Source organism: Burkholderia sp. Bp9012 (assembly GCF_003853825.1).
Lineage (GTDB): Bacteria > Pseudomonadota > Gammaproteobacteria > Burkholderiales > Burkholderiaceae > Burkholderia > Burkholderia diffusa.
Genome location: NZ_QTQA01000013.1, coordinates 69,546 through 95,204, shown reverse-complemented (window position 1 = coordinate 95,204; position 25,659 = coordinate 69,546). Strand labels below are relative to the sequence as shown.

The 25,659-nt window shown below is 66.5% G+C and carries 30 protein-coding genes; 23 read left to right on the top strand and 7 right to left on the bottom strand.

Annotated elements, in window-relative coordinates; genetic code table 11:
- Window positions 1-202 precede the first annotated feature (202 nt).
- The 5 genes from gshA (at window position 203) to ptsP (ending at window position 5,495) form a co-directional block, all read left to right on the top strand.
- Window positions 203-1,492, top strand: a complete 1,290-nt coding sequence (gshA, locus tag DIE11_RS19200; protein WP_124626354.1) for a glutamate--cysteine ligase — start codon at window positions 203-205, stop codon at window positions 1,490-1,492.
- A gap of 25 nt (window positions 1,493-1,517) precedes the next feature.
- The gene (gene gshB / locus DIE11_RS19195; protein ID WP_059599855.1) at window positions 1,518-2,474 is read left to right on the top strand and encodes a glutathione synthase; all 957 of its coding nucleotides are present in this window, start codon (window positions 1,518-1,520) and stop codon (window positions 2,472-2,474) included.
- A 232-nt stretch (window positions 2,475-2,706) separates the two neighbouring features.
- Entirely contained in the window at window positions 2,707-3,177 is a 471-nt protein-coding gene (locus tag DIE11_RS19190) for a PTS sugar transporter subunit IIA (protein ID WP_059526247.1), read from the top strand.
- 74 nt (window positions 3,178-3,251) lie between these two features.
- Window positions 3,252-3,521, top strand: coding sequence for an HPr family phosphocarrier protein (locus tag DIE11_RS19185; protein ID WP_059599857.1), 270 nt, complete (start codon window positions 3,252-3,254; stop codon window positions 3,519-3,521).
- A gap of 201 nt (window positions 3,522-3,722) precedes the next feature.
- Complete coding sequence (gene ptsP, locus DIE11_RS19180) at window positions 3,723-5,495, top strand: phosphoenolpyruvate--protein phosphotransferase (RefSeq protein ID WP_124626352.1); 1,773 nt, start codon at window positions 3,723-3,725, stop codon at window positions 5,493-5,495.
- A gap of 83 nt (window positions 5,496-5,578) precedes the next feature.
- Here the strand turns inward: ptsP and DIE11_RS19175 are convergent, their stop codons facing one another.
- From DIE11_RS19175 to gpmA, 3 genes are all read right to left on the bottom strand, one after another.
- Window positions 5,579-6,331: a HesA/MoeB/ThiF family protein gene (locus DIE11_RS19175; RefSeq protein WP_124626350.1), complete on the bottom strand. Its 753-nt coding sequence runs from the start codon at window positions 6,329-6,331 to the stop codon at window positions 5,579-5,581.
- A 112-nt stretch (window positions 6,332-6,443) separates the two neighbouring features.
- The gene (locus tag DIE11_RS19170; RefSeq protein ID WP_124626348.1) at window positions 6,444-7,985 is read right to left on the bottom strand and encodes a S41 family peptidase; all 1,542 of its coding nucleotides are present in this window, start codon (window positions 7,983-7,985) and stop codon (window positions 6,444-6,446) included.
- A 250-nt stretch (window positions 7,986-8,235) separates the two neighbouring features.
- Entirely contained in the window at window positions 8,236-8,982 is a 747-nt protein-coding gene (gene gpmA / locus DIE11_RS19165) for a 2,3-diphosphoglycerate-dependent phosphoglycerate mutase (RefSeq protein ID WP_059599860.1), read from the bottom strand.
- Between the two features lie 135 nt (window positions 8,983-9,117).
- Here gpmA and DIE11_RS19160 point away from each other — a divergent pair, with 135 nt between their 5' ends.
- The 5 genes from DIE11_RS19160 (at window position 9,118) to DIE11_RS19140 (ending at window position 12,042) form a co-directional block, all read left to right on the top strand.
- A complete protein-coding gene (locus DIE11_RS19160; RefSeq protein ID WP_059599861.1) occupies window positions 9,118-9,540 on the top strand; it encodes a rhodanese-like domain-containing protein in 423 nt (140 codons plus the stop codon).
- Entirely contained in the window at window positions 9,537-9,797 is a 261-nt protein-coding gene (grxC, locus tag DIE11_RS19155) for a glutaredoxin 3 (protein ID WP_012364773.1), read from the top strand. The genes DIE11_RS19160 and grxC overlap by 4 nt, the downstream gene beginning before the upstream one ends.
- A 107-nt stretch (window positions 9,798-9,904) precedes the next feature.
- A complete protein-coding gene (gene secB / locus DIE11_RS19150) occupies window positions 9,905-10,387 on the top strand; it encodes a protein-export chaperone SecB (RefSeq protein ID WP_014895954.1) in 483 nt (160 codons plus the stop codon).
- Between the two features lie 26 nt (window positions 10,388-10,413).
- A complete protein-coding gene (locus DIE11_RS19145; protein ID WP_059526231.1) occupies window positions 10,414-11,412 on the top strand; it encodes an NAD(P)H-dependent glycerol-3-phosphate dehydrogenase in 999 nt (332 codons plus the stop codon).
- A 105-nt stretch (window positions 11,413-11,517) separates the two neighbouring features.
- Window positions 11,518-12,042, top strand: a complete 525-nt coding sequence (locus DIE11_RS19140) for an O-acetyl-ADP-ribose deacetylase (protein ID WP_124626346.1) — start codon at window positions 11,518-11,520, stop codon at window positions 12,040-12,042.
- Between the two features lie 40 nt (window positions 12,043-12,082).
- Here DIE11_RS19140 and trmL read toward each other — a convergent pair whose 3' ends face one another.
- Window positions 12,083-12,553 carry a tRNA (uridine(34)/cytosine(34)/5-carboxymethylaminomethyluridine(34)-2'-O)-methyltransferase TrmL gene (trmL, locus tag DIE11_RS19135; protein ID WP_059599864.1) on the bottom strand — a complete coding sequence of 157 codons (471 nt, stop codon included), beginning with the start codon at window positions 12,551-12,553 and terminating at the stop codon, window positions 12,083-12,085.
- Between the two features lie 107 nt (window positions 12,554-12,660).
- A complete protein-coding gene (locus DIE11_RS19130; RefSeq protein WP_124626344.1) occupies window positions 12,661-13,473 on the bottom strand; it encodes a ComF family protein in 813 nt (270 codons plus the stop codon).
- Between the two features lie 84 nt (window positions 13,474-13,557).
- On the opposite strand from DIE11_RS19130, the gene DIE11_RS19125 reads away from it, so the two are divergent.
- From DIE11_RS19125 to DIE11_RS19095, 8 genes are all read left to right on the top strand, one after another.
- Window positions 13,558-14,523 carry a methyltransferase domain-containing protein gene (locus DIE11_RS19125; protein WP_124626343.1) on the top strand — a complete coding sequence of 322 codons (966 nt, stop codon included), beginning with the start codon at window positions 13,558-13,560 and terminating at the stop codon, window positions 14,521-14,523.
- A 195-nt stretch (window positions 14,524-14,718) separates the two neighbouring features.
- Window positions 14,719-15,243, top strand: coding sequence for a DUF2244 domain-containing protein (locus DIE11_RS19120; protein WP_059599867.1), 525 nt, complete (start codon window positions 14,719-14,721; stop codon window positions 15,241-15,243).
- A 57-nt stretch (window positions 15,244-15,300) separates the two neighbouring features.
- Complete coding sequence (gene coxB, locus DIE11_RS19115) at window positions 15,301-16,884, top strand: cytochrome c oxidase subunit II (RefSeq protein WP_124626341.1); 1,584 nt, start codon at window positions 15,301-15,303, stop codon at window positions 16,882-16,884.
- Between the two features lie 43 nt (window positions 16,885-16,927).
- The gene (gene ctaD / locus DIE11_RS19110; RefSeq protein ID WP_059599869.1) at window positions 16,928-18,535 is read left to right on the top strand and encodes a cytochrome c oxidase subunit I; all 1,608 of its coding nucleotides are present in this window, start codon (window positions 16,928-16,930) and stop codon (window positions 18,533-18,535) included.
- Window positions 18,536-18,615: 80 nt separating this feature from the next.
- Window positions 18,616-18,756 (top strand): cytochrome oxidase small assembly protein, encoded by a 141-nt coding sequence (locus DIE11_RS36410; RefSeq protein ID WP_006760728.1) that lies wholly within the window; start codon window positions 18,616-18,618, stop codon window positions 18,754-18,756.
- Window positions 18,757-18,791: 35 nt separating this feature from the next.
- A complete protein-coding gene (locus tag DIE11_RS19105; protein ID WP_124626339.1) occupies window positions 18,792-19,400 on the top strand; it encodes a cytochrome c oxidase assembly protein in 609 nt (202 codons plus the stop codon).
- 16 nt (window positions 19,401-19,416) lie between these two features.
- On the top strand, window positions 19,417-19,617 hold the full coding sequence (locus DIE11_RS19100) for a DUF2970 domain-containing protein (protein WP_059599870.1): 201 nt from the start codon (window positions 19,417-19,419) through the stop codon (window positions 19,615-19,617).
- Between the two features lie 140 nt (window positions 19,618-19,757).
- Window positions 19,758-20,615: a cytochrome c oxidase subunit 3 gene (locus DIE11_RS19095; RefSeq protein ID WP_059464449.1), complete on the top strand. Its 858-nt coding sequence runs from the start codon at window positions 19,758-19,760 to the stop codon at window positions 20,613-20,615.
- Between the two features lie 195 nt (window positions 20,616-20,810).
- On the opposite strand, the gene DIE11_RS19090 is transcribed toward DIE11_RS19095, so the two are convergent.
- Window positions 20,811-21,020: a twin transmembrane helix small protein gene (locus DIE11_RS19090; protein ID WP_059599872.1), complete on the bottom strand. Its 210-nt coding sequence runs from the start codon at window positions 21,018-21,020 to the stop codon at window positions 20,811-20,813.
- Window positions 21,021-21,104: 84 nt separating this feature from the next.
- Between DIE11_RS19090 and DIE11_RS19085 the strand changes: the two genes are divergently transcribed.
- From DIE11_RS19085 to DIE11_RS19065, 5 genes are read left to right on the top strand one after another with little or no spacing between them, the layout of a single operon-like run.
- The gene (locus DIE11_RS19085) at window positions 21,105-21,815 is read left to right on the top strand and encodes an SURF1 family protein (protein WP_059599899.1); all 711 of its coding nucleotides are present in this window, start codon (window positions 21,105-21,107) and stop codon (window positions 21,813-21,815) included.
- Window positions 21,816-21,875: 60 nt separating this feature from the next.
- Entirely contained in the window at window positions 21,876-22,502 is a 627-nt protein-coding gene (locus DIE11_RS19080; RefSeq protein WP_124626337.1) for a cytochrome C oxidase subunit I, read from the top strand.
- A gap of 25 nt (window positions 22,503-22,527) precedes the next feature.
- Window positions 22,528-23,640: a heme A synthase gene (locus tag DIE11_RS19075; protein WP_124626335.1), complete on the top strand. Its 1,113-nt coding sequence runs from the start codon at window positions 22,528-22,530 to the stop codon at window positions 23,638-23,640.
- An 8-nt stretch (window positions 23,641-23,648) separates the two neighbouring features.
- Window positions 23,649-24,551 (top strand): heme o synthase, encoded by a 903-nt coding sequence (gene cyoE / locus DIE11_RS19070; RefSeq protein ID WP_006477738.1) that lies wholly within the window; start codon window positions 23,649-23,651, stop codon window positions 24,549-24,551.
- An 18-nt stretch (window positions 24,552-24,569) separates the two neighbouring features.
- Window positions 24,570-25,187 (top strand): SCO family protein, encoded by a 618-nt coding sequence (locus tag DIE11_RS19065; protein WP_124626333.1) that lies wholly within the window; start codon window positions 24,570-24,572, stop codon window positions 25,185-25,187.
- Between the two features lie 149 nt (window positions 25,188-25,336).
- Here DIE11_RS19065 and DIE11_RS19060 read toward each other — a convergent pair whose 3' ends face one another.
- Complete coding sequence (locus DIE11_RS19060; protein ID WP_044848209.1) at window positions 25,337-25,627, bottom strand: YciI family protein; 291 nt, start codon at window positions 25,625-25,627, stop codon at window positions 25,337-25,339.
- Window positions 25,628-25,659: the final 32 nt, after the last annotated feature.

Below are 25,659 nucleotides of genomic sequence, written 5' to 3'. Positions count from 1 at the left end.
CCACGAATGAGCGCAGCGACTTCGGCCCGCCCGCACGGCGGGCTTTTTTTTCTCCTGCCGCGTGCTGCCGTAGCGCATAACCCTTCACGCTATCGGGTCAATAGCCGAAAACTTCCTCCAAACCCTTGCGAAGCCGGGAACAATCCCCAAATGGACAGGGCAATTGCTCTACAATCTTCATTCTCCCGCTCGCGAGTGATTCATGGTTCCCCACCTCGTTACCGCGTTGAACGGTCCGCTGCTCGAGCTCGAGCAGAAGATCCTCGACGCGACGCCTGCGATCGAACGCTGGTTCAGGCTCGAATGGCAGGAACACACCCCGCCGTTCTATTGTTCGGTGGACCTGCGCAACGCCGGTTTCAAGCTGGCGCCCGTCGACGCGAACCTGTTCCCCGGCGCGTTCAATAATCTGCCGTCCGAAGTGCTGCCGCTCGCCGTCCAGGCCGCGATGGCCGCGATCGAGAAGATCTGCCCGGACGCGAAGAACCTGCTCGTGATTCCCGAGCTGCCGACCCGCAACGCGTTCTACCTGGAAAACGTCGCGCGGCTCGCGACGATCATGCGCCAGGCCGGCCTGAACGTGCGCTTCGGCTCGCTCGACCCGAGCATCACCGACATGACACCGATCACGCTGGCCGACGGCCAGAAGATCGTGCTCGAACCGCTCGAGCGTTCGCAGCGCCGCCTCGGCCTGAAGAATTTCGATCCGTGCTCGATCCTGCTGAACAACGACCTGTCGGCCGGCATTCCCGCCGTGCTGGAAAACCTGCACGAGCAGTACCTCCTGCCGCCGCTGCACGCGGGCTGGGCCGTGCGCAGCAAGTCGACGCACTTCTCGTGCTACGACGACGTCGCGAAGAAGTTCGCGAAGATGGTCGGCGTCGATCCGTGGATGGTGAATCCGTATTTCGCACACGTCGAAGGCGTCGACTGGCAGGGCCATGAAGGCGAGCAGGCGCTCGCCGACGCGATCGACGGCGTGCTGAAGAAGATCGCGCGCAAGTATCGCGAATACGGGATCAGCGAAAAGCCGTACGTCGTCGTGAAGGCCGACGCGGGCACCGCCGGGCGCGGCGTGATGACCGTGCACGACGCGGCCGAGATCGGCCGCATGTCGAAGGCCGAGCGCGCGCAGATGGCCGAGTCGAAGGCCGGCGTCGCGGTGCGCGACGTGATCGTGCAGGAAGGCGTCTATACGTTCGAGCGCGTCGGCGACGAAGTCGCGGAGCCGGTCGTGTACATGATCGACCGCTACGTGGTCGGCGGTTTCTACCGCACGCACGGCGGCCGCGAGCGCGACCAGAACCTGAACGCGCCCGGCATGCACTACGTGCCGCTCGGCTTCGAGCACACCGCGCTGCCGGATGCCGGCGCGAAGCCGGGCGCCGCGCCGCCGAACCGTTTCTACATGTACGGCGTCGTCGCGCGGCTGTCGCTGATCGCGTCGTCGATCGAACTGGAAAAGACCGATCCCGAAGCCATCCAGGTGTAACGGCTTCGCTACGTACAGGACCCGCATGGACATTCTCTTTATCGCCGACCCGCTCGAGCGCTTCAAGATCTACAAGGATTCGACCTACGCGATGATGGCGGAGGCCGCGCGGCGCGGGCACGCGATCTACACGTGTGAGCCGCACCAGCTTGCGTGGACGGGGTCGGGCGTCGAGGCGGACGTGCAGCGCGTGACGATCGTCGGCGACACGGCCGACCTGCATCGCCATCCGTGGTACGAGGCGGCCGCGCATCAATCGCGTCTGCTGACGTCGTTCGGCGCGGTGCTGATGCGCAAGGATCCGCCGTTCGACATGGAGTACGTGACGGCCACGTGGATGCTCGAACTCGCCGAGCGCGCGGGCGCGCGCGTGTTCAACAAGCCGCAGTCGATCCGCGACCATTCGGAGAAGCTGGCGATCGGCGAGTTTCCGCAATTCGTCGCGCCGACGCTGGTCACGCGCGATGCCGCACGATTGCGCGCGTTCCATGCCGAGCACGGCGACGTGATCGTGAAGCCGCTCGACGGCATGGGCGGGATGGGCGTGTTCCGCGTGAAGGCCGACGGGATGAATCTCGGCGCAATCATCGAGATGCTCGGCCACGACGGCACGCGCTCGCTGATGATCCAGAAATTCATCCCCGAGATCACGGCGGGCGACAAACGCATTCTGCTGATCGCGGGCGAGCCGGTGCCGTATTCGCTCGCGCGCATTCCGCAGGGCAGCGAAGTGCGCGGCAATCTCGCCGCGGGCGGGCTCGGCGTCGCACAGCCGCTGACTGCCCGCGATCGCGAGATCGCGGAGACGCTCGGGCCGGTGCTCGCGTCGCGCGGGCTGCTGCTGGTCGGGCTCGACGCGATCGGCGACTGGCTGACCGAGGTGAACGTGACGAGCCCGACGTGCTTCCGCGAGATCATGGAGCAGACGGGCTTCGACGTCGCCGCGATGTTCATCGACGCGCTGGAGCGTGCGGCCGCGTAGGCCGTCTTCCCGTGCAACCCCGGCGGCGGCCGCGCAGGTCCCCCGTCGCCGGAGCAGCTTGACTGGCCTGCTACAATGCCCGCTTGCCCGGTGCCGCGACCAGCGCGCCGAAGGCCCGGCGGTCGGGCCGAAACCGTTGCAAGGCTGAACATGAAACGATTCCCTCTTTCGCTATGCTCGTTGCCCCGCTGCGGGGCGTCGGCCCGCCAGGGGCGGCCGGGGGCAGTCTGACATGGCCGGGATTCTGATCATCGCGCACGCACCGCTCGCCACTGCGCTGCGGGACTGCATCGCGCACATCTACGGCGGCGTGCCCGCGCGCATCGGCTGCATCGACGTGCTGGCCGACAGCGATCCCACCCAGGTGATGGCGTTCGCGCACGCGGAGCTCGCGCGGCTCAGGGAAGAAAATGGCGTCGTCGTGCTGACCGACATGTACGGCGCGACGCCCGCGAACATCGCGGGCCAGCTCGCGAAGCTCGACAACGTGCGCGTGTTGGCCGGCGTGAACCTGCCGATGCTGGTGCGGGCCGTCTGCTACCGTACCGTGCCGCTCGACAAGCTCGTCGACAAGGCGCTGTCCGGCGGCGCGAAGGGCGTCCACGAAGTGGCGGCCGGTACACCGCCGCCGCCGACCGAAGTCGGCTGCGGCCAGTGCGCGCCGATTCCGCCCGAGCCGCAACCGCGCACCGAATCGCACTGACCGTCCCGTTTTTCGTTTTAGACCGACCCGCCGACGCACGTCGCCGGCGGCCGCGACCGACCCGACCGAGAATCATGCTTCAACAAGAAACCACCATCGTCAACAAATTGGGGCTCCATGCGCGCGCATCGGCCAAGCTTACGCAACTGGCCGGCAACTTCCAGTCCGAAGTCTGGATGACGCGTAACGGACGCAAGATCAACGCGAAAAGCATCATGGGCGTGATGATGCTCGCGGCGGGCATCGGCAGCACCGTGTCGATCGAGACCGACGGTCCCGACGAACGCGAGGCGATGGATGCACTGCTCAAGCTGATCGCGGACAAGTTCGGCGAAGGTCAGTGATCCCCGCGCGGGATCGTTGTCGTTTCGAAGCAGAATGCCGCGTTTGCCGCGGCATTTTTTTCGTCCGCGGCGTTGATGCGGAAATGGTAATGCTGCGCTGCACGCAGTCAGCATGGAGGTACGGAATTTATAATCACTAACCGGGGTCATAAGCGCATCGCAGCAGTGTGCCGCGGCTTTACATGTACAGAGGAGGTGCGCGTGTCCTTCACGCTGCATGGCATTCCCGTCTCACGTGGTATCGCGATCGGGCGAGCGTATCTGATCGCGCCGGCGGCGCTCGACGTCGCCCATTACCTGGTCGAGGCGAACCAGATCGACGCCGAGGTCGAGCGTTTCCGCACGGCGCTTGAAGTCGTGCATCGCGAACTCGACGCGTTGCGCGCCGACCTGACCGACGACACCCCGAGCGAAGTGGGCGCATTCATTGACGTCCACATGATGATCCTGAGCGACGCGATGCTCGTGCAGGAAACCATCGACCTGATCCGCACGCGCCGCTACAACGTCGAGTGGGCGCTGACCGAGCAGCTCGAATTGCTCACGCGCCACTTCGACGACATCGAGGACGAATACTTGCGCGAGCGCAAGGCCGACATCGAACAGGTGGTCGAGCGCGTGCTGAAGGCACTCGCCGGTGCGCCGTCCGCGTCGCAGGCGCTCGACCGCGCGGCCGCGAACGGCACGAACGAGATGATCGTCGTCGCGCACGACATCGCGCCGGCCGACATGATGCAGTTCAAGTCGCAGTCGTTCCAGGCGTTCGTCACCGATCTCGGCGGCCGCACGTCGCACACGGCGATCGTCGCGCGCAGCCTCGGCATTCCCGCCGCGGTCGGCGTCCAGCATGCGAGCGCGCTGATCCGGCAGGACGACCTGATCATCGTCGACGGCGACCAGGGGATCGTGATCGTCGATCCCGCGCCGATCGTCCTCGAGGAATATTCGTACCGCCAGTCCGAGAAGCTGCTCGAGCAACGCAAGCTGCAGCGCCTGAAGTTCTCGCCGACGCAAACGCTGTGCGGCACGAAGATCGAGCTGTACGCGAACATCGAGCTGCCCGACGACGCGAAGGCCGCGGTCGAGGCTGGCGCGGTCGGCGTCGGGCTGTTCCGCTCCGAGTTCCTGTTCATGCATCAGAAGGAGATGCCCGAGGAGGAGGAGCAGTTCGCCGCGTACAAGCGCGCGGTCGAGTGGATGAAGGGCATGCCGGTGACGATCCGCACGATCGACGTCGGCGCGGACAAGCCGCTCGAGGCGCTCGACGAGGGCTACGAGACGGCGCCGAACCCGGCGCTCGGCCTGCGTGCGATCCGCTGGAGCCTGTCCGAGCCGCAGATGTTCCTCACGCAGTTGCGCGCGATCCTGCGCGCGTCCGCGTTCGGGCAGGTGAAGATCCTGATCCCGATGCTCGCGCACGCGCAGGAGATCGACCAGACGCTGGACCTGATCCGCGAGGCGAAGCGCCAGCTCGACGATGCGGGGCTCGCGTACGATCCGAACGTGCGCATCGGCGCGATGATCGAGATTCCGGCCGCGGCGATCGCGCTGCCGCTGTTCCTGAAGCGGTTCGATTTCCTGTCGATCGGCACGAACGACCTGATCCAGTACACGCTCGCGATCGACCGCGCGGACAACGCGGTCGCGCACCTGTACGACCCGCTGCATCCGGCCGTGCTGCACCTGATCTCCTATACGCTGCGCGAAGCGAAGCGGGCGGGCGTGTCGGTGTCGGTGTGCGGGGAGATGGCGGGCGATCCGGCGCTCACGCGCCTGTTGCTCGGGATGGGGCTCACCGAGTTCTCGATGCACCCGAGCCAGTTGCTGGTCGTGAAGCAGGAGATCCTGCGCGCGCACCTGAAGGCGCTCGAGAAGCCCACGGCCGATGTGCTGGCCGCATTCGAACCGGAAGAAGTGCAGGCGGCGCTCAAGCGCCTGTCGGTCGCGGAACCGCGCGCGGACGCGGCCGCCTAGGCGGCACGCGCCGCGCCGCGGAACCGTCGCGAAGGTTGCGAAACGTCACGCATGCGCCGCCCGGCGCATGCATCCCGCGCGCGTCAGTGCCGGCCCTGGCACACGGGGCAGTCGGCCTGGCGCGCGATCTTCATCGTCGTCCATTCCATCCGCAGCGAATCGAGCATCATCAGCCGGCCGTTGAGCGTCGTGCCGATATCGCCGATCACGCGCAGCGCCTCGGCGGCCTGCATCGCACCGATGATGCCGACCGTCGGCGCGAACACGCCCATCGTCGCGCACGCGACTTCCTCGAACGGCTGGTCTTCCGGAAATACGCACGCGTAGCAGGGCGCACTCGGGTCGCGGAAGTCGAACGTGCTGATCTGGCCGTCGAAGCGCAGCGCGGCGCCCGACACGAGCGGCACGCCGTGCGCGACGCACGCGCGGTTGATCGCATGGCGCGTCGCGAAGTTGTCGGTGCAGTCGAGCACGACGGTTGCCCGCGGCACGTATTCGTCGAGCCACGCATCGTCGACGCGCGCCGCGACCGCATGCACGGTCACTTCCGGGTTCAGCTGCGCGAGCGCGTCGCGCCCCGATTCGACCTTGCTGCGGCCGACCGATGCGGTCACGTGGAGGATCTGCCGCTGCAGGTTCGTGAGGTCGACCGTGTCGGCATCGACGAGCGTGATCGTACCGACCCCGGACGCCGCGAGATACATCGCGGCCGGCGAGCCGAGACCGCCGGCGCCGACGACGATCGCATGCGCGTCGAGAAAGCGCTGCTGCGCCTCGATGCCGATTTCGTCGACGAGGATGTGGCGGGAGTAGCGGAGGAGTTGATCGTCGTTCATGGGACAGTCGTGAGCGGGGCGGAAGCGCCGGCGTATCGATTCATTCTAGGCGTACATGAAAAACGGGCCATCGCGGTCTTCCCGCGATGGCCCGTCGGATGCCGGCCGGCGCTTACTGCGGTGCCGACGCGGGCTTCGGTGCGGCCGCCTTCGCGCCCGACGCCTTCGTGGTGGACGCGGCCTTGCCGGCCGGGCTCTTCGCCGTGCTCTCGGCGAGCAGCGACTTCGATTCCTGCACCGGCTTGCCCTCCAGCTTGTTGAGCGCCTGCTGCATCATGAAGTCGTCGGTGCTGCCGAACTCGATCGGCTTGCGATCGCGGTCCTTCTGGCGCTGCTCCGGCGTCTTCTTGTCGTTCTGCTCCTCGAGGACGCGCAGCTGGTCCATTCGGCGCTGCTCGCGTTCTTCCTGTTCCTTCTTCTCGTTCGGATCCTGCGTGTTCGCGAGGTGGTTCGTGTAGTCGACCTCGCGCGTCACGAGCACGTCGTCCGGATCGCCGTCCGCGTACTGATCGACCGGCACGTCGGGCGTGATGCCCTTGTTCTGGATCGAACGGCCGCTCGGCGTGTAATAGTAGGCCGTCGTCAGGCGCAGCGCGGTGTCGGCCGTCATCGGACGGACCGTCTGCACCGAGCCCTTGCCGAACGTCGTCTTGCCCATGATCTGCGCGCGCTTCGAATCCTGCAGCGCGCCGGCGACGATTTCCGACGCGGACGCCGAATACGCGTTTGTCAGCACGACCATCGGCACGGTCTTGAAGACCGGCGGCAGGCTCTTCAGCGGATCGCCGTCGAAGGACGGCAGGCGATAGTTGTCGTAGGTATCGCGGTAGACCTGCTTCGAATCCGGAATCTGGCCGTTGGTCGACACGACGACGGAGTCGGGCGGCAGGAACGCGCCGGCGACGCCGACCGCGCTTTGCAGCAGGCCGCCGCCGTTGTTGCGCAGGTCGAGGATCAGGCCCTTCAGATTCGGCTGCTGGCGTGCGATGTCCTGCAGCTTCGCGGCGAGATCGGGCGTCGTGCGCTCCTGGAAGCTCGTGATCCGGATGTATGCGTAGCCCGGGTCGAGCAGCTTCATCTTCACGCTCTGGACCCGGATGATCGCGCGCGTGACCGTGATCGGGAACGTGCGGTCGTCGCTCTTGCGGAAGATCGTCAGCGTGACCTTGGTGCCCGGCTCGCCGCGCATCTGCTTGACGGCCTTGTCGAGCGTCATGCCGCGCACGGGCTTGTCGTTGATGCGGGTGATCAGGTCGCCCGGACGGATGCCGGCGCGGAACGCGGGGGTATCTTCGATCGGGGAGATCACCTTGACGAGGCCGTCTTCCTGCGAGATCTCGATGCCGAGACCCGCGAAGCGACCCTTGGTCTGCTCCTGCAGTTCGTCATAGTCGGTCTTGTCGAGGAACGACGAATGCGGGTCGAGGCTCGACACCATGCCCTTGATCGCCGCCGTCAGCAGCTTCTTGTCGTCGACCGGTTCGACGTACTCGCGCTTGATCTGGCCGAACACTTCCGCGAACAGGCGGAGCTGGTCGAGGGGAAGCGGCGCCGTGGCGGTCTGCTCGGCCGACGCCGAAACCTGCAGCGTGGCGAATACGCCCGTGGCGAGGCCCGCGGCAATCAGGCCGATGTTCTTCAATTTCATTCGCATAGAGAGTCTGGTGCGGTCGGGAAGCGCGTGGCGGTAGCGGGGATGTAGCGGACAAGTATAACTGTTCGTCCGATTGCTCAGTGCAACGGTGCGAAATGGCCCCGGAGCCCTGGTTCCCGGCGGGGTGCCGCCCCACGCGCAGCGGATTCGAAAGCGGATTCGACAGCACCGGGGCCGCGAAGGTTCGCGCCGCACGCCGGGGTGCGCCAGGCAGGCCGCGCGCGCGGCGGCATGCCCGGCATCGCGGGTATCAGCCCGCCTTGCCCTGCTTCGCGACGGCGGCCTGAGCCTTCGCGATCGCGTCCTGGTCGCCCAGGTAGTAGTGCTGGATCGGCTTCAGGTTCTCGTCGAGTTCATACACGAGCGGCACGCCGTTCGGGATGTTCAGGCCGACGATATCGCTGTCCGAGATGCCGTCGAGGTACTTGATCAGCGCGCGCAGCGAGTTGCCGTGCGCGGCGATCAGCACCTGCTTGCCCGCACGGACGGCCGGCGCGATCGATTCGTTCCACAGCGGCAGCACGCGCGCGACCGTGTCCTTCAGGCACTCGGTGAGCGGCAGCTGCTCGCGCGGCACCTTCGCGTAGCGCGGGTCGTCGAACGGCGCGCGCTCGTCGGTCGGCTCGAGCGCCGGCGGCGGCGTGTCGTAGCTGCGGCGCCACACGAGCACCTGGTCGTCGCCGAACTTGGCGGCCGTTTCCGCCTTGTTCAGGCCCGACAGCGCGCCGTAGTGGCGCTCGTTCAGGCGCCACGAGTGAACGACCGGCAGATACATCAGGTCCATCTTGTCCTGCACGTGCCACAGCGTGCGGATCGCGCGCTTGAGCACCGACGTGTACGCGATGTCGAACGTGTAGCCGGCCTCCTTGAGCAATTCGCCGGCCTGGTAGGCCTCGTTGCGACCCTGTTCGGTCAGGTCGACGTCGACCCAGCCGGTGAAGCGGTTTTCCTTGTTCCACGTCGATTCGCCGTGGCGGATGAGAACGAGTTTGTACATGGATCTTGCGGTCGGTAGTGAAGGAAGCGGGGCGCGTCGCGCGGTACCCGGTCCCGGGTCCGCCATCGCGCAAGACGGTTATTTTATAATGGCAAGATTGTCCTTTTCCGATTTCTCTTTTTCCGGCGGCATTCCGTGACGTTCTTTACCAATTACACGAACCTGGCCCTTATCGCGATCCTGGTGGTTTCCGGCGGCCTGCTCGCATGGCCGGCCCTGCGCCGCGGCCGCGGCGGCCTGTCGGCCGCGGAGGCGACGCAGCTCATCAATCGCCGCAACGCGGTCGTGATCGACCTGCGTACCGCGTCCGACTTCGCCGCCGGCCATCTGCCGTCGGCGCGCCAGGTCGCCGCCGGCGAGATCGGCGCGAAGATCGCGCAGGTCGCGAAAAACAAGAGCACCCCCGTGCTGCTCGTCTGCCAGAACGGCCAGCAGTCGCAGAAGGCGGCGCGCGAGGTCGAGGCGGCGGGCTATGCCGAGGTGCACGTGCTCGAGGGCGGCGTCGCCGCCTGGCAGCAGGCCGGGATGCCGGTCGTCAAACAAGGAGTGGCGAAGTGAGCAAGGTTTTGATGTACAGCACGCAGGTGTGTCCGTATTGCATTCAGGCCGAGCGCCTGCTGAAGCTGCGCGGCGTCGAGCAGATCGAGAAGGTGCTGATCGACCGTGACCCGGCCCGCCGTGAGGAAATGATGACGCGCACGGGCCGTCGCACGGTGCCGCAGATCTACATCGGCGACACGCATGTCGGCGGTTACGACGATCTGTCGAAGCTCGACCGCGAAGGCGGGCTCTTGCCGCTTCTGCAAGCGGCCTGATTAGGGCAGAATGGCCGCCGGTCGCGCCGCGGCTCGTGCGCGCAGGATTCAACCGAGGCGGCCGGCGTGAAGCCGGGCCGCCCCGTCACCACTTTTAGGGAAACACCATGTCCGACGTCGAAAACCAACCGTTCTTCAACATCCAGCGCGTCTACCTGAAGGATATGTCGCTCGAGCAGCCGAATTCGCCGGCGATCTTCCTCGAGCAGGACATGCCGTCGGTTGAAGTCGAAGTCGACGTCAAGGCCGAACGCCTCGCGGAAAGCGTGTTCGAGGTCGTCGTGTCGGGTACCGTCACCGCGAAGGTGAAGGACAAGGTCGCGTTCCTGATCGAAGCGAAGCAGGCCGGCATTTTCGACATTCGCAACATTCCGGACGAACAGCTCGACCCGCTCGTCGGCATCGCGTGCCCGACGATCCTGTTCCCGTACCTGCGCTCGAACATCGCCGACGCGATCACGCGTGCGGGCTTCCCGCCGATCCACCTGGCGGAAATCAACTTCCAGGCGCTGTACGAGCAGCGTCTCGCGCAGCTTCAGCAGCAGCAGGCCGGTGCGGCAGGCGCGCCGAACGGCACGACGCTGAACTGACGTTTCACTCCGGACCGGTGCTGGGTATGAAAGTAGCCGTTCTCGGCGCCGGTGCCTGGGGCACCGCGCTCGCGGGCCATCTGGCCGCGCGGCACGATACGCTTCTCTGGGCGCGCGACGCTGCGCTGATCGCCGGGCTGCAGGCCCGGCACGAAAATTCCCGCTATCTGGACGGCATCGCGCTGCCCGATGCGCTGCGCTACGACGCCGATCTCGGTGCCGCGCTCGCACACGGCGCCGCGGACGACGCGCTGTGCGTGATCGCCGCGCCCGTGGCCGGGCTGCGCACGCTGTTCGGCGCGATGCGCGACGCAGGCTGCGTGCCTGCGCACATCGTGTGGGTCTGCAAGGGCTTCGAGGCCGACACGCACCTGCTGCCGCATCAGGTGATCGCGGCCGAGCTGCCGGAGCAGCACAGCAACGGCGTGCTGTCGGGGCCGAGCTTCGCCCGCGAGGTCGGGCTCGCGCTGCCCGTCGCGCTGACGGTCGCAAGCACCTCCGCCGAATGCCGCGAGCGCACGCTCGCCGCGTTTCATCACGGCGCGATGCGGATCTACACGGGTGACGACGTGGTCGGCGTCGAGGTTGGCGGCGCGGTGAAGAACGTGCTGGCGATCGCGACCGGCATCTCCGACGGCCTCGGGCTCGGGCTGAACGCGCGCGCCGCGCTGGTCACGCGCGGCCTCGCCGAAATGTCGCGGCTCGGCGTCGCGCTCGGCGGCCGCGCGGAAACCTTCACGGGCCTCACGGGCCTCGGCGACCTGATCCTCACCGCGACGGGCGACCTGTCGCGCAATCGCACGGTCGGCCTGCAACTGGCGGCTGGCCGCTCGCTGAACGACATCCTCGGCGCGCTCGGCCATGTGGCCGAAGGCGTGCGCTGCGCGCAGGCCGTGCTCGCGCTCGCGCGCGCGCAAGCGATCGAAATGCCGATCACCGAAGCCGTGTGTGGCGTGCTGTTCGACGGCGTCGCACCGCGCGATGCGGTCAGCGGCCTGCTGCGGCGCGACGCGCGCGCCGAATAGCACGGACGAATCGCACCGATTATTGCGGCCGGGCGCGCTCGCGCAAAGCGGGCCGCGCCAAAGCGCACTACGCTTGAATAGTCTCCGGCGTTTCGGGAGGGTGTCATGCTGCAGATCGGTTCCACCACGTTCGACGCGCAACTCGTCGACATCACGACGCTCGACGTCGACGCGATCGTCAACGCCGCGAACGGTTCGCTGCTCGGCGGTGGCGGGGTCGACGGCGCGATCCATCGCGCGGCCGGCCCGGGCCTCCTGGCCGAGTGCCGCACGCTCGGCGGCTGTGAGACCGGCGACGCGAAGCTCACGCGTGGCCACGGGTTGCCGGCGAAATATGTGATTCATGCAGTCGGCCCGGTGTGGCACGGCGGCGGGCGCGGCGAGCCCGAGCTGCTCGCGGCATGCTACCGGCGCGTGATAGAGCTGGCCGAGGAGGTGGCGGCGACCTCGATCGCCTTCCCGGCGATCAGCTGCGGCGTGTACCGCTATCCGGCCGAGGAGGCCGTCGAGATCGCCGTCGGCACGGTCGCCGAAATGCTGCCGCAGGCGCCGAACCTCGCACGCGTGATATTCGCGTGTTTTTCATCCGACATCTACGACCTGTATCGCGCGCGGCTCGCGCGCAGCTAGCGCTGCCCGGCCGCGCGGTGCGGTTCGGGCCGGGCGCGCGTCAGGCGCCGCCTTCGAAACCGGCCTGACGCCACGCCTCGAACACGACCACGGCCACCGTGTTCGACAGGTTCAGGCTGCGGTTGCCCGGCCGCATTGGCAGGCGTACGCGCTGTTCGTTCGGGAAGCGTTCGAGCAATTCGGCCGGCAGGCCGCGCGTCTCCGAGCCGAACACGAACCAGTCGCCGGGCACGAACGCATGGTCGTGGAAGCGGCCCGAGCCGCGCGTCGTGAACGCGAACATTCGCGCGGTATCGGGCGCTTCGGTGGCGACGAACGCGTCCCAGTCGCGGTGCACGCGCATTTCCGCGTACTCGTGATAGTCGAGGCCCGCGCGACGCATCTTCGCGTCGTCGAGCGGAAAGCCGAGCGGCTCGATCAGATGCAGACGCGCGCCGGTATTGGCGCACAGGCGGATCACGTTGCCGGTGTTCGGCGGAATTTCGGGGGCGACGAGGACGACGTTGAACATGGTTGGGTCTGGCTGGGCCGGCCGGGGCGGAGCAGCGTGCATTCCGTCCCGGCTGGCCGGTTCGTGACGACCGTCGCCGCATGCGGGCGGCCGGCCTTTCTAACTAATTAATCCCTGGCGGTGCGCAGCGCAACCAGATTCGTCACGCGCGCGGCACCCGCCGCCTTCAATGCATTCGCGGCTGCCGCGAGCGTCGCACCGGACGTCATCACGTCGTCGACGAGCGCCACGTGGCAGCCGGTGAGGTCGCCCGCCGCTGCGAACGCTGCCTGCACGTTGTCGCGCCGCGCACGCCGGTCGAGCCGCGACTGCGGCGCGGTTTCGGTCACGCGTGCAAGCAGCGCCGCGTCGGCACGCACGCCGAGCCGGCGCGCGAGCGGCCGCGCGATCGCCCACGCCTGGTTGTAGCCGCGCGCGACGAGCCGTCCGCGCGACAGGGGCACCGGTGCGATCACGTCGAAGCCGCCGGCGGCGCGCATCGCGTCCGTGTCTTCGATCCGCTCCGCGAGCCGGGCCGCGAATTCCGCACCCAGCGCGAGTCGCGCATGAAACTTCAGGCCGCGCGCGAGCCCGTTGAGCGGCGCGCGGTAATCGGCGAGCGCGAGCGTCGCATCGAACGGCGGCGGCGTCGCGCAGCATGCGTCGCACCGGTACGCGGATGCGGAAGCGGCACCACCGTGCCGGCCGCGCGCTTCGCGCAGCCGCGGTTGCCCGACGCCCAGCGGCACCGCGCAGACGTCGCAGCGCAGCCGCGCTTCGTTCCAGTACGCTGCGTCGCAGGCGCTGCAAATCACCGTATGTGACAAATTGCCGCACAGTGCGCACCGATTCGGCAACGCGAGCGCGACGACGCGCACGGCTAGCGCACGAACCTGCGACAAAACGACGCGCATCGGGCGCGGGGCGAAACGGCGATCCATTGCGAACACTCCTGGCGGCCCCCGTCTCGCTGAAGGCCGCGAGGCGAGCGAGTATACTTCGGGCTCTTCGCCAGTGTGCCTGACATGTCCCCAGCTTCGACTTCAACCGGCCGTCCGGCCAATGACGCCCGGCGTTTGCGGCGGATCTTCGATCGCCGCGCCGCCGCGTTCGACGCGGTCGCGTTCCTGCCGCGCGAGATCGCGCAGCGGATGAACGAGCGTCTCGAATACATCAAGGTGAGCCCCGCGGCCGTGCTCGACGCGGGCTGCGGTCCGGGCGACGACCTGCCGGCACTGCGCGCGCGCTTTCCCGAAGCGCCGGTGTTCGGTGTCGACCTGTCCGGCGCGATGCTCGCGCGGGCGGGCCAACGCGAGGTCGAGCAGACGAGCTGGCGTCGCTGGCTGCCCGCGTCGCTCGGCCGGGCGCTGGGCCAGCGCGGCCCGCGCGTCGCGCAGGCCGACTTCTCGATGCTGCCGTTCGCGGCCGGCGCGTTCGACCTGATCTGGTCGAATCTCGCGCTGCACTGGCATTCGCGTCCCGATGCGGTATTTCCTGAATGGCAGCGCGTGCTGCGGGTGAACGGCCTGCTGATGTTCAGCACGCTCGGCCCCGACACGCTGCGCGAACTGCGCGCGGCCTGCGCGGACGCCGAAGCGGCGCTCGGCATCGCGCCGCCCGCCGCGCGCGTCGTCGATTTCGTCGACATGCACGACCTCGGCGACATGCTCGTCGAAAGCGGCTTCGAGATTCCGGTGATGGACCAGGAAGTGCTGACCGTGACTTACAAGACGCCCGATTCCCTGCTGGCCGACGTGCGCCGCTGGGGCGCCTATCCGTTCGACCGCGCGGTGCCGCAGCGCGCGGCGCGGCGCTTTCGCGCGGCGCTCGGCGATGCGCTGGAAGCGCGCCGGCGCGCGGACGGCACGATTGCCCTGACGTTCGAAGTGATTTACGGCCACGCGTGGAAGGCCGTGCCGCGCACGACCGCCGAGGGGCACGGGATCGTGCGCATCGAAGATATCGGAAAGGGGCGTCCGAAGAATCGGTAAAGCGGTAAAGAGGGGTTTTGTTATGCCCGAAATTAGCGGCGCAAAGCGGGGTCGAATTGACGTGAAAAACGGCCGGGAAGCTTGTGGCGCTTGGCTCGCGGGCCGATAGCCGCTTGCTTGTGGATGCCATTGAACCCGCCTATAATGCGTCAGCTTGTCGTCCCGGGGTCCCCGCAATACGGGCCGACGAGTCCGATGCAGGCATGCATCGCATGCCATTCGCGTGAGGCGGCGATGGAAGCAGCGAGGGTTTTGGCGGAGACGACGAACGGTGAGCCGGTCCTCGAAGACTGGCTCATGAAACGTAACTGTTCGGTGTCGCCGCGCCAGTTCGTGCTGTTTTACGCGTCGCTCGCGGGCTTCTCGCTGGTGATCGCGGCATTGCTGATGTGGCGGGGGGCCTGGCTCGTCATGCCCTTCACCGGAATCGAATTGCTGGCGGTAGGCGTCGCGTTTGCGGTCTACGCCCGTCATGCGGTCGATTACGAGCGCATCAGGCTGTTTCCGCACCGGCTCGTGATCGAGCGGATGGATGCGGAGCGGTTCACGCAGATCGAATTCAACCCGCGCTGGGTGCGGGTCGAGCCGGGGGCGACGCCACGCGATCCGATTCGACTCGTATCGCGCGGGCAGACCGTCGTAATTGGGCAGCATCTCGCGCAGCACAAGCGGGCGCAGTTCGCCGACGAACTGCGCGTGTCGCTCAGGCGCTGCGGCTGACGAGGCGCGGGCATCGGCCGGAACGGGCCGGCGGCTTGCGACGGGGGAGGGGTTTGAATGGAAATTTTGGGTAAGGATGCTATGAAAACAATCAAGCGAGCCCTCACGGGCGTGCTGGCATGCAGCGGATTGCTCTTTGCCGGCGCTGCTCTGGCGGTCGGTGATAGCCCGGGCGGCCCCCGCGTCAACGAAATCAATTTTCAGCCGCCTGTCACGAAGATCGCCGAGGAGCTCTACGATCTCCACACGATGATGCTGATCCTGTGTACGGTGATCTTCGTCGGCGTGTTCGGCGTGATGTTCTATTCGATCTTCGCGCATCGCAAATCCAAAGGCCACAAGGCCGCCAATTTCCATGAAAGCACGACCGTCGAAATCATCTGGACGATCGTGCCGTTCATCATCGTCGTGCTGATGGCGCTGCCGGCCACGAAGGCCGTCGTCGCGATGAAGGACACGACCAACGCCGATCTCACGATCAAGGTCACCGGCTACCAGTGGAAGTGGGGCTACGACTACGTGAAGGGCCCGGGCGAGGGCATCAGCTTCCTGTCGACGCTCAGCACCCCGCGTGACGAAGTGATGGGCAAGAAGCCGATCACCGAGACGTACCTGCAGGAAGTCGACAACCCGCTCGTCGTGCCGGTCAACAAGAAGATCCGCATCATCACGACCGCGAACGACGTCGTTCACTCGTGGTACGTGCCCGCGTTCGGCGTGAAGCAGGATGCGATCCCCGGCTTCGTGCGCGACACGTGGTTCAAGGCCGACAAGGTCGGCACGTTCCGCGGCTTCTGTACCGAACTGTGCGGCAAGGAACACGCGTTCATGCCGGTCGTGGTCGTGGTGCTGTCGGACGACGACTACGCGAAGTGGGTGACCGCGCAGAAGGCCAAGCTGGCCAGTGCTTCGGTCGATCCGAACAAGGTCTACACGATGGCCGAACTCGTCGCGCACGGCGAGGAAGTCTACAAGGCGAACTGCGCGGCCTGCCACCAGGTGAACGGCAAGGGCCTCGGCGCCTTCCCGGCGATGGACGGCAGCCAGATCGTGAACGGCCCGATCGCAGGTCACGTCGAGCGCGTGCTGCACGGCAAGGGTGCAATGCCGTCGTGGGCATCGCTGTCGGACCTCGACATCGCATCGGTCATCACGTACGAGCGCAATTCGTGGGGCAACCACAAGAACGACCTGCTGCAGCCGAAGCAAGTGGCTGACGCGCGCAACGGCAAGATGCCGGAAGACGCGGCAGGCGCGGCGGCCCCGGCCGAAGCGGCCTCGGCACCGGCGCAAGCCGCGTCGGGCGCGGAGGCAGCGTCGGCATCGGCTGCGCTGTCGACGATCTACTTCGAGACGGGCAAGAGCGTGCTGCCGGCCGACGCGAAAGCGGCGATCGCTGCAGCGGCCGACTATGCGAAGGCACATCCGGACGCGAAGCTCGCGCTGTCGGGTTTCACCGACAAGACGGGCTCGGCCGACGCGAATGCCGAACTCGCCAAGCATCGTGCACAGGCCGTGCGCGACGCGCTGAAGGCAGCAGGCGTGGCGGAAGACCACATTATTCTCAAAAAGCCGGAAACGATCACGGGCGGGGCTGACGCCAAGGAAGCCCGGCGTGTCGAGATCGGGCCGGCGGCTTGACGTGTCGCTGAGTTAGTCGACGTATTCGCATTAGGAGATTCTCATGTCTAGCATCGGGCACGACGTAGCCGCGGACCACGCACACGACGACCACGCGCACGAAGCCCCGCACGGCTGGCGGCGCTGGCTGTTCGCCACCAACCACAAGGACATCGGTACGCTGTACCTGCTGTTCTCGTTCATCATGTTCCTGTCGGGCGGCGTGATGGCGCTCGCCATCCGTGCCGAGCTGTTCGAGCCGGGCCTGCAGATCATGCGTCCGGAGTTCTTCAACGAACTCACGACGATGCACGGCCTGATCATGGTGTTCGGCGCGATCATGCCGGCGTTCGTCGGCTTCGCGAACTGGATGATTCCGCTGCAGATCGGCGCATCCGACATGGCGTTCGCGCGGATGAACAACTTCAGCTTCTGGCTGCTGCCGGTCGCGGCCGTGCTGCTGGTCGGTTCGTTCTTCGCGCCGGGCGGCGCGACGGCCGCCGGCTGGACGCTGTACGCACCGCTGTCGACGCAGATGGGCCCGGGCATGGACTTCGCGATCTTCGCGGTCCACATCATGGGTGCTTCGTCGATCATGGGCGGGATCAACATCGTCGTGACGATCCTGAACATGCGCGCACCGGGCATGACGCTGATGAAGATGCCGATGTTCGCATGGACCTGGCTGATCACCGCGTACCTGCTGATCGCCGTGATGCCGGTTCTGGCAGGCGCGATCACGATGGTGCTGTTCGACCGCCACTTCGGCACGTCGTTCTTCAACGCGGCAGGCGGCGGCGACCCGGTGATGTACCAGCACATCTTCTGGTTCTTCGGCCACCCCGAGGTGTACATCATGATTCTGCCGGCGTTCGGGATCGTGTCGCAGGTGATCCCGGCGTTCGCACGCAAGACGCTGTTCGGCTATAGCTCGATGGTGTACGCGACGGCTTCGATCGCGATCCTGTCGTTCATGGTCTGGGCGCACCACATGTTCGCAACGGGCATGCCGGTCACCGGCCAGCTGTTCTTCATGTACGCGACGATGCTGATCGCCGTGCCGACGGGTGTGAAGGTGTTCAACTGGCTCGCGACGATGTGGCGCGGCTCGATGACGTTCGAAACCCCGATGCTGTTCGCGATCGGCTTCCTGTTCGTGTTCACGTTCGGCGGTCTGACGGGCCTGATGCTGGCGATGGCGCCGCTCGACATCCAGTATCACGGCACCTACTTCGTGGTGGCGCACTTCCACTACGTGCTGGTGGCCGGTTCGCTGTTCGCGCTGTTCGCGGGTTGGTACTACTGGGCGCCGAAGTGGACGGGCTGGATGTACAACGAGACGCGCGGCAAGATCCACTTCTGGGCGTCGATGATCTTCTTCAACCTGACGTTCTTCCCGATGCACTTCGTCGGTCTCGCGGGCATGCCGCGCCGCTATGCGGACTACCCGGCGCAGTTCACGGACTTCAACCAGGTGGCGACGATCGGTGCATTCGGCTTCGGCCTCGCGCAGGTGTACTTCCTGTTCGCGGTCGCGCTGCCGGCCTACCGTGGCGGCGGCGAGCTGGAAAAGGCGTCGGACAAGCCGTGGGATGGCGCGACGGGCCTCGAGTGGACGGTGCCGAGCCCGGCTCCCTTCCACACGTTCGAGCAACCGCCGCACGTCGAATAAGTTTCACTTGGCGTTCCGTCGCTGCCTGCCGTGCAGGCAGGCGCGGCGGGCGCCGAATCGAAGTTTCAGCGAAGTTTCAGATGAACCGGAATCCACAAGAAAGACGAACGCCCGAGCAGATTCGCGCGGGCAACAAGCGGCTCGGCCTCATCCTGCTCGTCATCGCCGCCGTTTTTTTTGTGGGTGTCGTGATCAAGCAGTGGTGGCTGTCCACTCACTGATGCAGCAACTGACGCAGTAGCGAGGAAGTAGTCGTATGTCGAAGCCGGAAGAGGGCGCCGTCGATCGCGCGTTCAATCGTTCGATGCTGATGAAGCTCTTCGTCGTGGCCGGACTGATGTTCGGCTTCGGCTTCGCGCTGATTCCGATGTATCGCGCGATTTGCCAGATCACCGGCATCAACAACCTGGTGCAGCGCGATGTCAGCGAACGCGAGGCGAAGAACTCGCAGGTCGACTACAGCCGCACGGTGTCGGTCGAGTTCGATGCGAATGCGCGCGGCCCGCTCGGGTTCAAGCCGGAGCACAACAGCCTCGACGTGCATCCGGGCGAGCTGACGACGATCGTGTACGACGTCACCAACGGGCAGGGCCGGCCGATGGTGGCGCAGGCGATTCCGAGCTACGCGCCGAAGCAGGCAACGGAATTCTTCAAGAAGATCGAATGTTTTTGCTTCACGCAACAGACGCTGGCCGCGAACGAGTCGCGCAAGATGCCGGTGGTGTTCGTGATCGATCCGAAGCTGCCGAAGGACGTGAAGACGATCACGCTGTCGTACACGTTCTTCGAGCTGAACACGCCGGCCACGCCGGCGCCGGCACCGCGCAAGACGGCGGCGCAGGGCGCGGCGAAGCCGGACGCATGACGACGGAGACGGGGCGGTGACAGAGACCAAGCGGAGCGGGTCGTTCGGCCAGGCGGTGAAAGCGGTGCTGTGGTCGTTCTTCGGGGTGCGCAAGCGGCGCGACCTGGAGGCCGACGCGACGCAGCTCAATCCGCTGCACGTGCTGATCGTCGCGTTGATCGCGGCCGGTGTGTTCATCGGCGTGCTGATCCTGATCGTGCGCGCGGTCGTGGGTTGATGCCCGCGGCCACGAAAGAATGCAGTGCGCGGCGCCCCGGGCGCTGCGTGCGGGAAAGAGCGGCGGCGGCACGCGCCGTGCAAGAAATAAAGCCGGAGCGGTTTCCGGTACACAAATTGGACTGAAGTGGAGAATCAAGCATGAGCGGTCAAAACCAGACCCCGTACTATTTCGTGCCGCATCCGTCGCAGCATCCGATCAGCGCGGCCATCGGCCTGCTGGTCATGCTCGCGTCGGTGGCGCTGTGGATCAACGGTCACGACTGGGCTCCGTACACGGCGCTGCTTGGCCTGCTGTGGTTGCTCTTCACGCTGTATCACTGGTTCGGCGACGCGATCGCCGAGTCGGAAGGCGGTCATTACGGCAAGAATGTCGACAAGTCGTACCGCTGGAGCATGAGCTGGTTCATCTTCTCCGAAGTCATGTTCTTCGGCGCATTCTTCGGCGCGCTGTTCTATGCGCGTGAAATCGCGCTGCACCAGCTCGGCAGCCTCGACTACAAGCTGATCTGGCCGGACTTCTCCGCCGTGTGGCCGAACGAAGGCCCGGCCGCGCTTGCCGGTCACTTCAAGACGATGGGCCCGTGGCCGGTCCCGACGCTGAACACCGCATTCCTGCTGGCGTCGGGTGCGACGCTGACGGTGTCGCACCACGCGCTGCGCGACGATCACCGCAACAAGGCGATCGCCTGGCTGGCCGCGACGCTCGTGCTCGGTGTCTGCTTCCTGTTCATGCAGGGCTTCGAGTACTACCACGCGTACAACGAACTGAACCTGACGCTGAACTCGGGCGTGTACGGCTCGACGTTCTTCCTGCTGACGGGCTTCCACGGCTTCCACGTGTTCCTCGGCGGCACGATGCTCGCGGTGGTGCTGGTGCGGATGATCCGCGGCCACTTCAAGCCCGATCACCACTTCGCATTCGAAGGCGCCGCGTGGTACTGGCACTTCGTCGACGTCGTCTGGCTCGGCCTGTACGTCGTCGTCTACTGGCTGTAAATGCAGGAACGGCCCGCGCAGCGATGCGCGGGCCGTTTTCATTGGCGGGGACGGGGCAGCGGCTGGTTGCCTGCGCTCAACGCCAAACCGGCGCCGCCGCGACTTCGTCAGGCGGCGCTTTTGCTTGGTGGCGCCGTTGTGCGGCGAAATGTCACAGCGGTCGCGGCGGTCACGGTGACCTCCGGCACGAATGCATCAACGCCCGATCGGCAGGCCGGTCGAATGGATCCAGCCCATCCAGTTCGCGAACAGGATGAACAGGAACAGCGAGACCGACAGCCCGACGCGGGTGGCAAGCGACCACACCATGCGTTTCGTGTGGCCGCGGTCTTGCATCATGAAGTAGAGCGCCGAGCCCATGCTGGCGACGATGAGGACGAAGGCGATGGGAACGAGGATGTGCATGACGCGAACCGGACGACGGCAATTCGAAAGGAAGAGGATAATTATCGCACTTCGCTTTCGCGAATGCGTCTCGCGGGTGGCCCGATGAGGATCCGCTGGCTGCCTGCGCTGCTGATACTCGCCATCGTCGCGGTCACGATTCGCCTCGGGTTCTGGCAGCGCGACCGTGCGCATCAGAAGGAGGCGCTGCAGGCGAGCATCGTGCGCTACGAGCACGCGGTGCCCGTCGACGTCGGTGCGCAGCCGATTCCGCTCGCGTCGATCGAGTTCCATCGCGTGCGGGCCAGGGGGCGCTTCCTGCCGGAGCAAGCGGTGTTCCTCGACAATCGGCCGTATAACGACCAGCCGGGTTTTTACGTCGTGATGCCGTTTAAACTCTCGGGCGGCGGCGTCGTGCTGGTGAACCGCGGCTGGCTGCCGCGCAACATCGCCGATCGCACGGCGATCGAGCCGTTTTCGACGCCGGACGGCGACATCGAGATCGAAGGCATCGCGCGCGCCGATGCGTCGCGCGCGTTCGAGCTTGGCGAAGGCGGCTCGGCGGCGCACCAGAAGATCCGGCAGAACCTGGACGTCGCCGCGTATGCGAAGGAAACGGGGCTGCCGCTGCAGCCGTTCGTGATCCAGCAGACGAGCGACGACGGCGACAAGCTCGTGCGCGACTGGCCGGCGGCGACGACCGGCGTCGAGCGCAATTACGGTTACATGTTTCAGTGGTGGGCCATGGCGGCTGCCGCGCTCGGTTTCGGCCTGTACGCCGCACGGCGTGCGGCGAAGAAATCGGCCGGCGCGTGAGCGCCATGCCAGGACGCGGCGCACGCGCCGCGGGTTCGTTTCGAGAGGTCTGATTTGTCCATGCAATCTTCCCGTCGGGGTCCGGCCGCAGCGCCGATTTCGCCCGCGGCCCGCAAGCGCGGCCGCTGGATGCTCGTGCTGCTGGGTCTCGTGTGCGCAGCACCGATCATCGCGTCGTACTTCACCTATTACGTGATCAAGCCGAAGGGCGGCTCGACCAACTACGGCACGCTGATCGAGCCGCAGCGGCCGATCCCGGCCGACCTGCAGGTGACCGACGAAACCGGCAAGACGGTGCCGCTGTCGTCGCTGCGCGGCGTGTGGCTGTTCGTGATGACCGACCGCAGCGCGTGCGATGACGCCTGCGCGCAAAAGCTCTACTTCATGCGCCAGGTCCGCGTCACGCAGGCGGGCGAGCGGCACCGGATCACGATGGTATGGCTGCGCAGCGATGCGGGCGCGGTACCGCCGAAGGTGCTGGAGGCCTATCCGGACACGCGCCGGCTGGTCGCCGATCCGGCCGCGGTCGCCGCGTGGCTGCCGGCAGACGCCGGCACCAAGGACAGCGACCACATCTACATGGTCGATCCGAACGGCAACCTGATGATGCGTTTCCCGAAGGACCCGAACCCCAGCAAGATCAAGGCGGACGTCACGAAGTTGCTGAAGTGGTCGAGCATCGGCTAAGGCGAGACGACGAGGCAACCATTCAATGTCGTATCTACTGCAACTCGGCCTGATCGGCCTCTGCATCGCGCTGCTGCCGCTGTCGTACGTGTGGGTCAAGGCCGACGACGACAAGTTCCGCAAGCTGGTGTGGATCACCACGTTCCTGACCCTCGATCTCGTGATGTTCGGCGGCTTCACGCGGCTGACCGATTCGGGCCTCGGCTGCCCGGACTGGCCCGGCTGCTACGGCACGTCGTCGCCGTTCATCGCGCACGCCGCGATCACGGCCGCGCACCAGGCGATGCCGACCGGCCCCGTCAGCATGACGAAGGCGTGGATCGAGATGATCCACCGTTATTTCGCGATGGCGATCGGCGTGCTGATCATCGCGCAGGTCGTGATTGCGTGGTCCGCGCGGTTGCGCCGCCGCGCGCTGCACGTGTCGCCGTGGTGGCCGACGAGCCTCTTGCTGCTGATCGTCGTGCAGGGCGTGTTCGGCGCGTGGACGGTCACGATGAAGCTGCAGCCGGTGATCGTCACGACGCACCTGCTGCTCGGCCTCACGCTGCTCGGCACGCTCGGCTGGCTCGCGGCGCGGCAGACGCCGCTGCCGTCGCATGACCCGGAGGCCGGCCGCTACCGCGCGGCCGCGCTCGCGGCGCTGGTGCTGCTGGTCGTGCAGATCGCGCTCGGCGGCTGGGTGAGCACCAACTACGCGGTGCTCGCGTGTACCGACTTCCCCACCTGCAACGGTCAGTGGATTCCGCCGATGAATTTCGAGCAGGGCTTCCATCTGTGGCGCGCGCTCGGCATGACGAAGGATGGCGACGCGATCACGCAGGACGCGCTGGTCGCGATCCACTGGACGCACCGCACGTTCGCGTTCGTCGTGGTCGCGTTCCTGGTCGCATTCGCGCTGAAGATGCGCCGCTTCGAGTCGCTGCGCCGGCCCGCGAACGGCGTGCTGCTGGTGGTCCTGCTGCAGTTCCTGACGGGCCTGACCAACATCGTGCTGCAGTGGCCGCTGCCGGTCGCCGTCGCGCACAACGGCGGCGCCGCGATCCTGCTGCTGCTCGTCGTCATGTTAAACTTTCGCATCCTTTCAAGCCGCCCCGGCCGTGTCGCGCAGCCCGCGCGCGACGCCGCCCCGGCGTGACCGCCCCCATGCAAAGCACCCTTTCCCAATCGCCCGGTAGCCGGTTTTCTCAGTACATGGCGCTGACGAAGCCGCGTGTCACGCAGCTTGCGGTGTTCTGTGCGGTGATCGGCATGTTTCTCGCGACGCCGGGCATGGTGCCGTGGCATGTGCTGATCGGCGGCACCGTCGGCATCTGGCTGCTGGCCGGCGCGGCGTTCGCGATCAACTGCCTCGTCGAACAGAAGATCGACGCGATGATGCGGCGCACCGCATGGCGTCCGTCCGCGCGCGGCGAGATCACGACCCCGCAGATCCTGCTGTTCTCGGCCGTGCTCGGCAGTGTCGGCGCATGGACGCTCTATACGTTCACGAACCCGCTGACGATGTGGCTGACGATCGCCACCTTCGTCGGCTACGCGGTGATCTACACGCTGTTGCTCAAGCCGATGACGCCGCAGAACATCGTGATCGGCGGCGCATCGGGCGCGATGCCGCCGGCGCTCGGCTGGGCCGCGGTCACCGGCGCGGTGCCCGGCGATGCTTGGATCCTCGTGCTGATCATCTTCGTGTGGACGCCGCCGCATTTCTGGGTGCTCGCGCTGTATCGCCGCAAGGATTATGAAAACGCGGGCCTGCCGATGCTGCCCGTCACGCACGGCGAGAAATTCACGCGGCTGCACATCCTGCTGTACACGGTGATCCTGTTCGCGGTCACGCTGATGCCGTTCATCTCGGGGATGAGCGGGGCCGTCTACCTGACGAGCGCGGTGCTGCTCGGCGCGGTGTTCCTCGCGTATGCCTGGAAGATCCACCGCGACTATTCGGATGAACTCGCCCGCAAGGCTTTCCGCTACTCGATCGTCTATCTGTCGCTGCTGTTCGCCGCGCTGCTCGTCGATCACTATGCACGCCCGCTGCTCGGCGTGTAACCGCACGGTTTGAACGCAATGCTCCATTCATGGTTCGGGCGCCGCGCGCGCCAAGGCTGGATGCTCGCGTGCGCATTCGCGGCAGCCACGCTGCTCGCCGGCTGCGACAACGCGCCGAAGTTCCAGAATCTCGACATCACCGGCAACACGCAGTTCGGCAGCGATTTCTCGCTGCCCGACACGACGGGCAAGGTACGCACGCTCGCCGACTTCAAGGGCCATGCGGTCGTGATGTTCTTCGGCTATACGCACTGCCCGGACGTGTGCCCGACGACGATGGCCGAACTGTCTGAAGCGCTGAAGCAGCTCGGGCCCGACGCCGCGAAGCGCGTGCAGGTGCTGTTCGTCACCGTCGATCCGGAGCGCGACACGCCGGCGCTGCTCGGCCAGTACGTGCCCGCGTTCGATCCGTCGTTCATCGGCCTGCGGCCGGCCGACGAAGCGGCGCTCAAGAAGGTCACGAAGGATTTCCGCGTGTACTACGCGAAGGTGCCCGGCAAGACGCCCGGCAGCTACACGATGGATCACACCGCCGCGAGCTACGTGTTCGACCGCGACGGCAAGCTGCGCCTGTTCGTGCGCGACGGCCAGGGCCCCGGCCCGTGGGTTCACGACCTGAAGCTGCTGGTCGACTGAGCGGCGCGCGCCGCATGTTCGCCCGGGCGTTCCCCCGGCGAAACGCGTGACGGCCGCGATGCGCCGTCACGCATTCTTCCTGTTTCCCCTCGATCTGCATGCGCCGCCTCGCGAGGCGGCGTGCGTGCGCACATTCGCGCGCCGGCGCGTTACGGCAGTGCCGGCACGTTGAAGCCCTGCGCGGCACGCGTGATCCGGAATTCCGTCACGCGATACGTCGCGAGCCCTTCGGTCACGAACGGATCGGTCTCGAGGATCGCGTCCAGTTCGTCGCGGTCGATGCGGGCCGCGAGGATCACGCCGCCTTCGCGCGGCACCTTCGGCCCCGCTGCGATGAAGATGCCGCGCTCGAACAGCGGCTGCAGATACGCACGATGGCGTTCGAGCGCATCGTCGATGCGCTCGAGCGACGCGTTGTAGTGGATGTCGATGACGTACATGGATGGCCCTGGAATGTCGCCGGCGCGTCGTG

Bases quoted from the DNA above. Each gene is read 5' to 3' on its own strand.
- DIE11_RS19075 (WP_124626335.1), top strand. From the start codon at position 22,528: ATGTCGTATCTACTGCAACTCGGCCTGATCGGCCTCTGCATCGCGCTG.
- DIE11_RS19170 (WP_124626348.1), bottom strand. From the start codon at position 7,985: ATGCGAATGAAATTGAAGAACATCGGCCTGATTGCCGCGGGCCTCGCC.
- DIE11_RS19130 (WP_124626344.1), bottom strand. From the start codon at position 13,473: ATGGATCGCCGTTTCGCCCCGCGCCCGATGCGCGTCGTTTTGTCGCAG.
- DIE11_RS19190 (WP_059526247.1), top strand. From the start codon at position 2,707: ATGGCCGGGATTCTGATCATCGCGCACGCACCGCTCGCCACTGCGCTG.
- DIE11_RS19090 (WP_059599872.1), bottom strand. From the start codon at position 21,020: ATGCACATCCTCGTTCCCATCGCCTTCGTCCTCATCGTCGCCAGCATG.
- DIE11_RS19140 (WP_124626346.1), top strand. From the start codon at position 11,518: ATGCTGCAGATCGGTTCCACCACGTTCGACGCGCAACTCGTCGACATC.
- trmL (WP_059599864.1), bottom strand. From the start codon at position 12,553: ATGTTCAACGTCGTCCTCGTCGCCCCCGAAATTCCGCCGAACACCGGC.
- cyoE (WP_006477738.1), top strand. From the start codon at position 23,649: ATGCAAAGCACCCTTTCCCAATCGCCCGGTAGCCGGTTTTCTCAGTAC.
- DIE11_RS19095 (WP_059464449.1), top strand. From the start codon at position 19,758: ATGAGCGGTCAAAACCAGACCCCGTACTATTTCGTGCCGCATCCGTCG.
- ctaD (WP_059599869.1), top strand. From the start codon at position 16,928: ATGTCTAGCATCGGGCACGACGTAGCCGCGGACCACGCACACGACGAC.
- DIE11_RS19185 (WP_059599857.1), top strand. From the start codon at position 3,252: ATGCTTCAACAAGAAACCACCATCGTCAACAAATTGGGGCTCCATGCG.
- coxB (WP_124626341.1), top strand. From the start codon at position 15,301: ATGGAAATTTTGGGTAAGGATGCTATGAAAACAATCAAGCGAGCCCTC.
- DIE11_RS19125 (WP_124626343.1), top strand. From the start codon at position 13,558: ATGTCCCCAGCTTCGACTTCAACCGGCCGTCCGGCCAATGACGCCCGG.
- gshB (WP_059599855.1), top strand. From the start codon at position 1,518: ATGGACATTCTCTTTATCGCCGACCCGCTCGAGCGCTTCAAGATCTAC.
- DIE11_RS19175 (WP_124626350.1), bottom strand. From the start codon at position 6,331: ATGAACGACGATCAACTCCTCCGCTACTCCCGCCACATCCTCGTCGAC.
- DIE11_RS36410 (WP_006760728.1), top strand. From the start codon at position 18,616: ATGAACCGGAATCCACAAGAAAGACGAACGCCCGAGCAGATTCGCGCG.
- DIE11_RS19085 (WP_059599899.1), top strand. From the start codon at position 21,105: ATGAGGATCCGCTGGCTGCCTGCGCTGCTGATACTCGCCATCGTCGCG.
- DIE11_RS19080 (WP_124626337.1), top strand. From the start codon at position 21,876: ATGCAATCTTCCCGTCGGGGTCCGGCCGCAGCGCCGATTTCGCCCGCG.
- gpmA (WP_059599860.1), bottom strand. From the start codon at position 8,982: ATGTACAAACTCGTTCTCATCCGCCACGGCGAATCGACGTGGAACAAG.
- DIE11_RS19065 (WP_124626333.1), top strand. From the start codon at position 24,570: ATGCTCCATTCATGGTTCGGGCGCCGCGCGCGCCAAGGCTGGATGCTC.
- DIE11_RS19145 (WP_059526231.1), top strand. From the start codon at position 10,414: ATGAAAGTAGCCGTTCTCGGCGCCGGTGCCTGGGGCACCGCGCTCGCG.
- DIE11_RS19105 (WP_124626339.1), top strand. From the start codon at position 18,792: ATGTCGAAGCCGGAAGAGGGCGCCGTCGATCGCGCGTTCAATCGTTCG.
- secB (WP_014895954.1), top strand. From the start codon at position 9,905: ATGTCCGACGTCGAAAACCAACCGTTCTTCAACATCCAGCGCGTCTAC.
- DIE11_RS19060 (WP_044848209.1), bottom strand. From the start codon at position 25,627: ATGTACGTCATCGACATCCACTACAACGCGTCGCTCGAGCGCATCGAC.
- DIE11_RS19120 (WP_059599867.1), top strand. From the start codon at position 14,719: ATGCAGGCATGCATCGCATGCCATTCGCGTGAGGCGGCGATGGAAGCA.
- gshA (WP_124626354.1), top strand. From the start codon at position 203: ATGGTTCCCCACCTCGTTACCGCGTTGAACGGTCCGCTGCTCGAGCTC.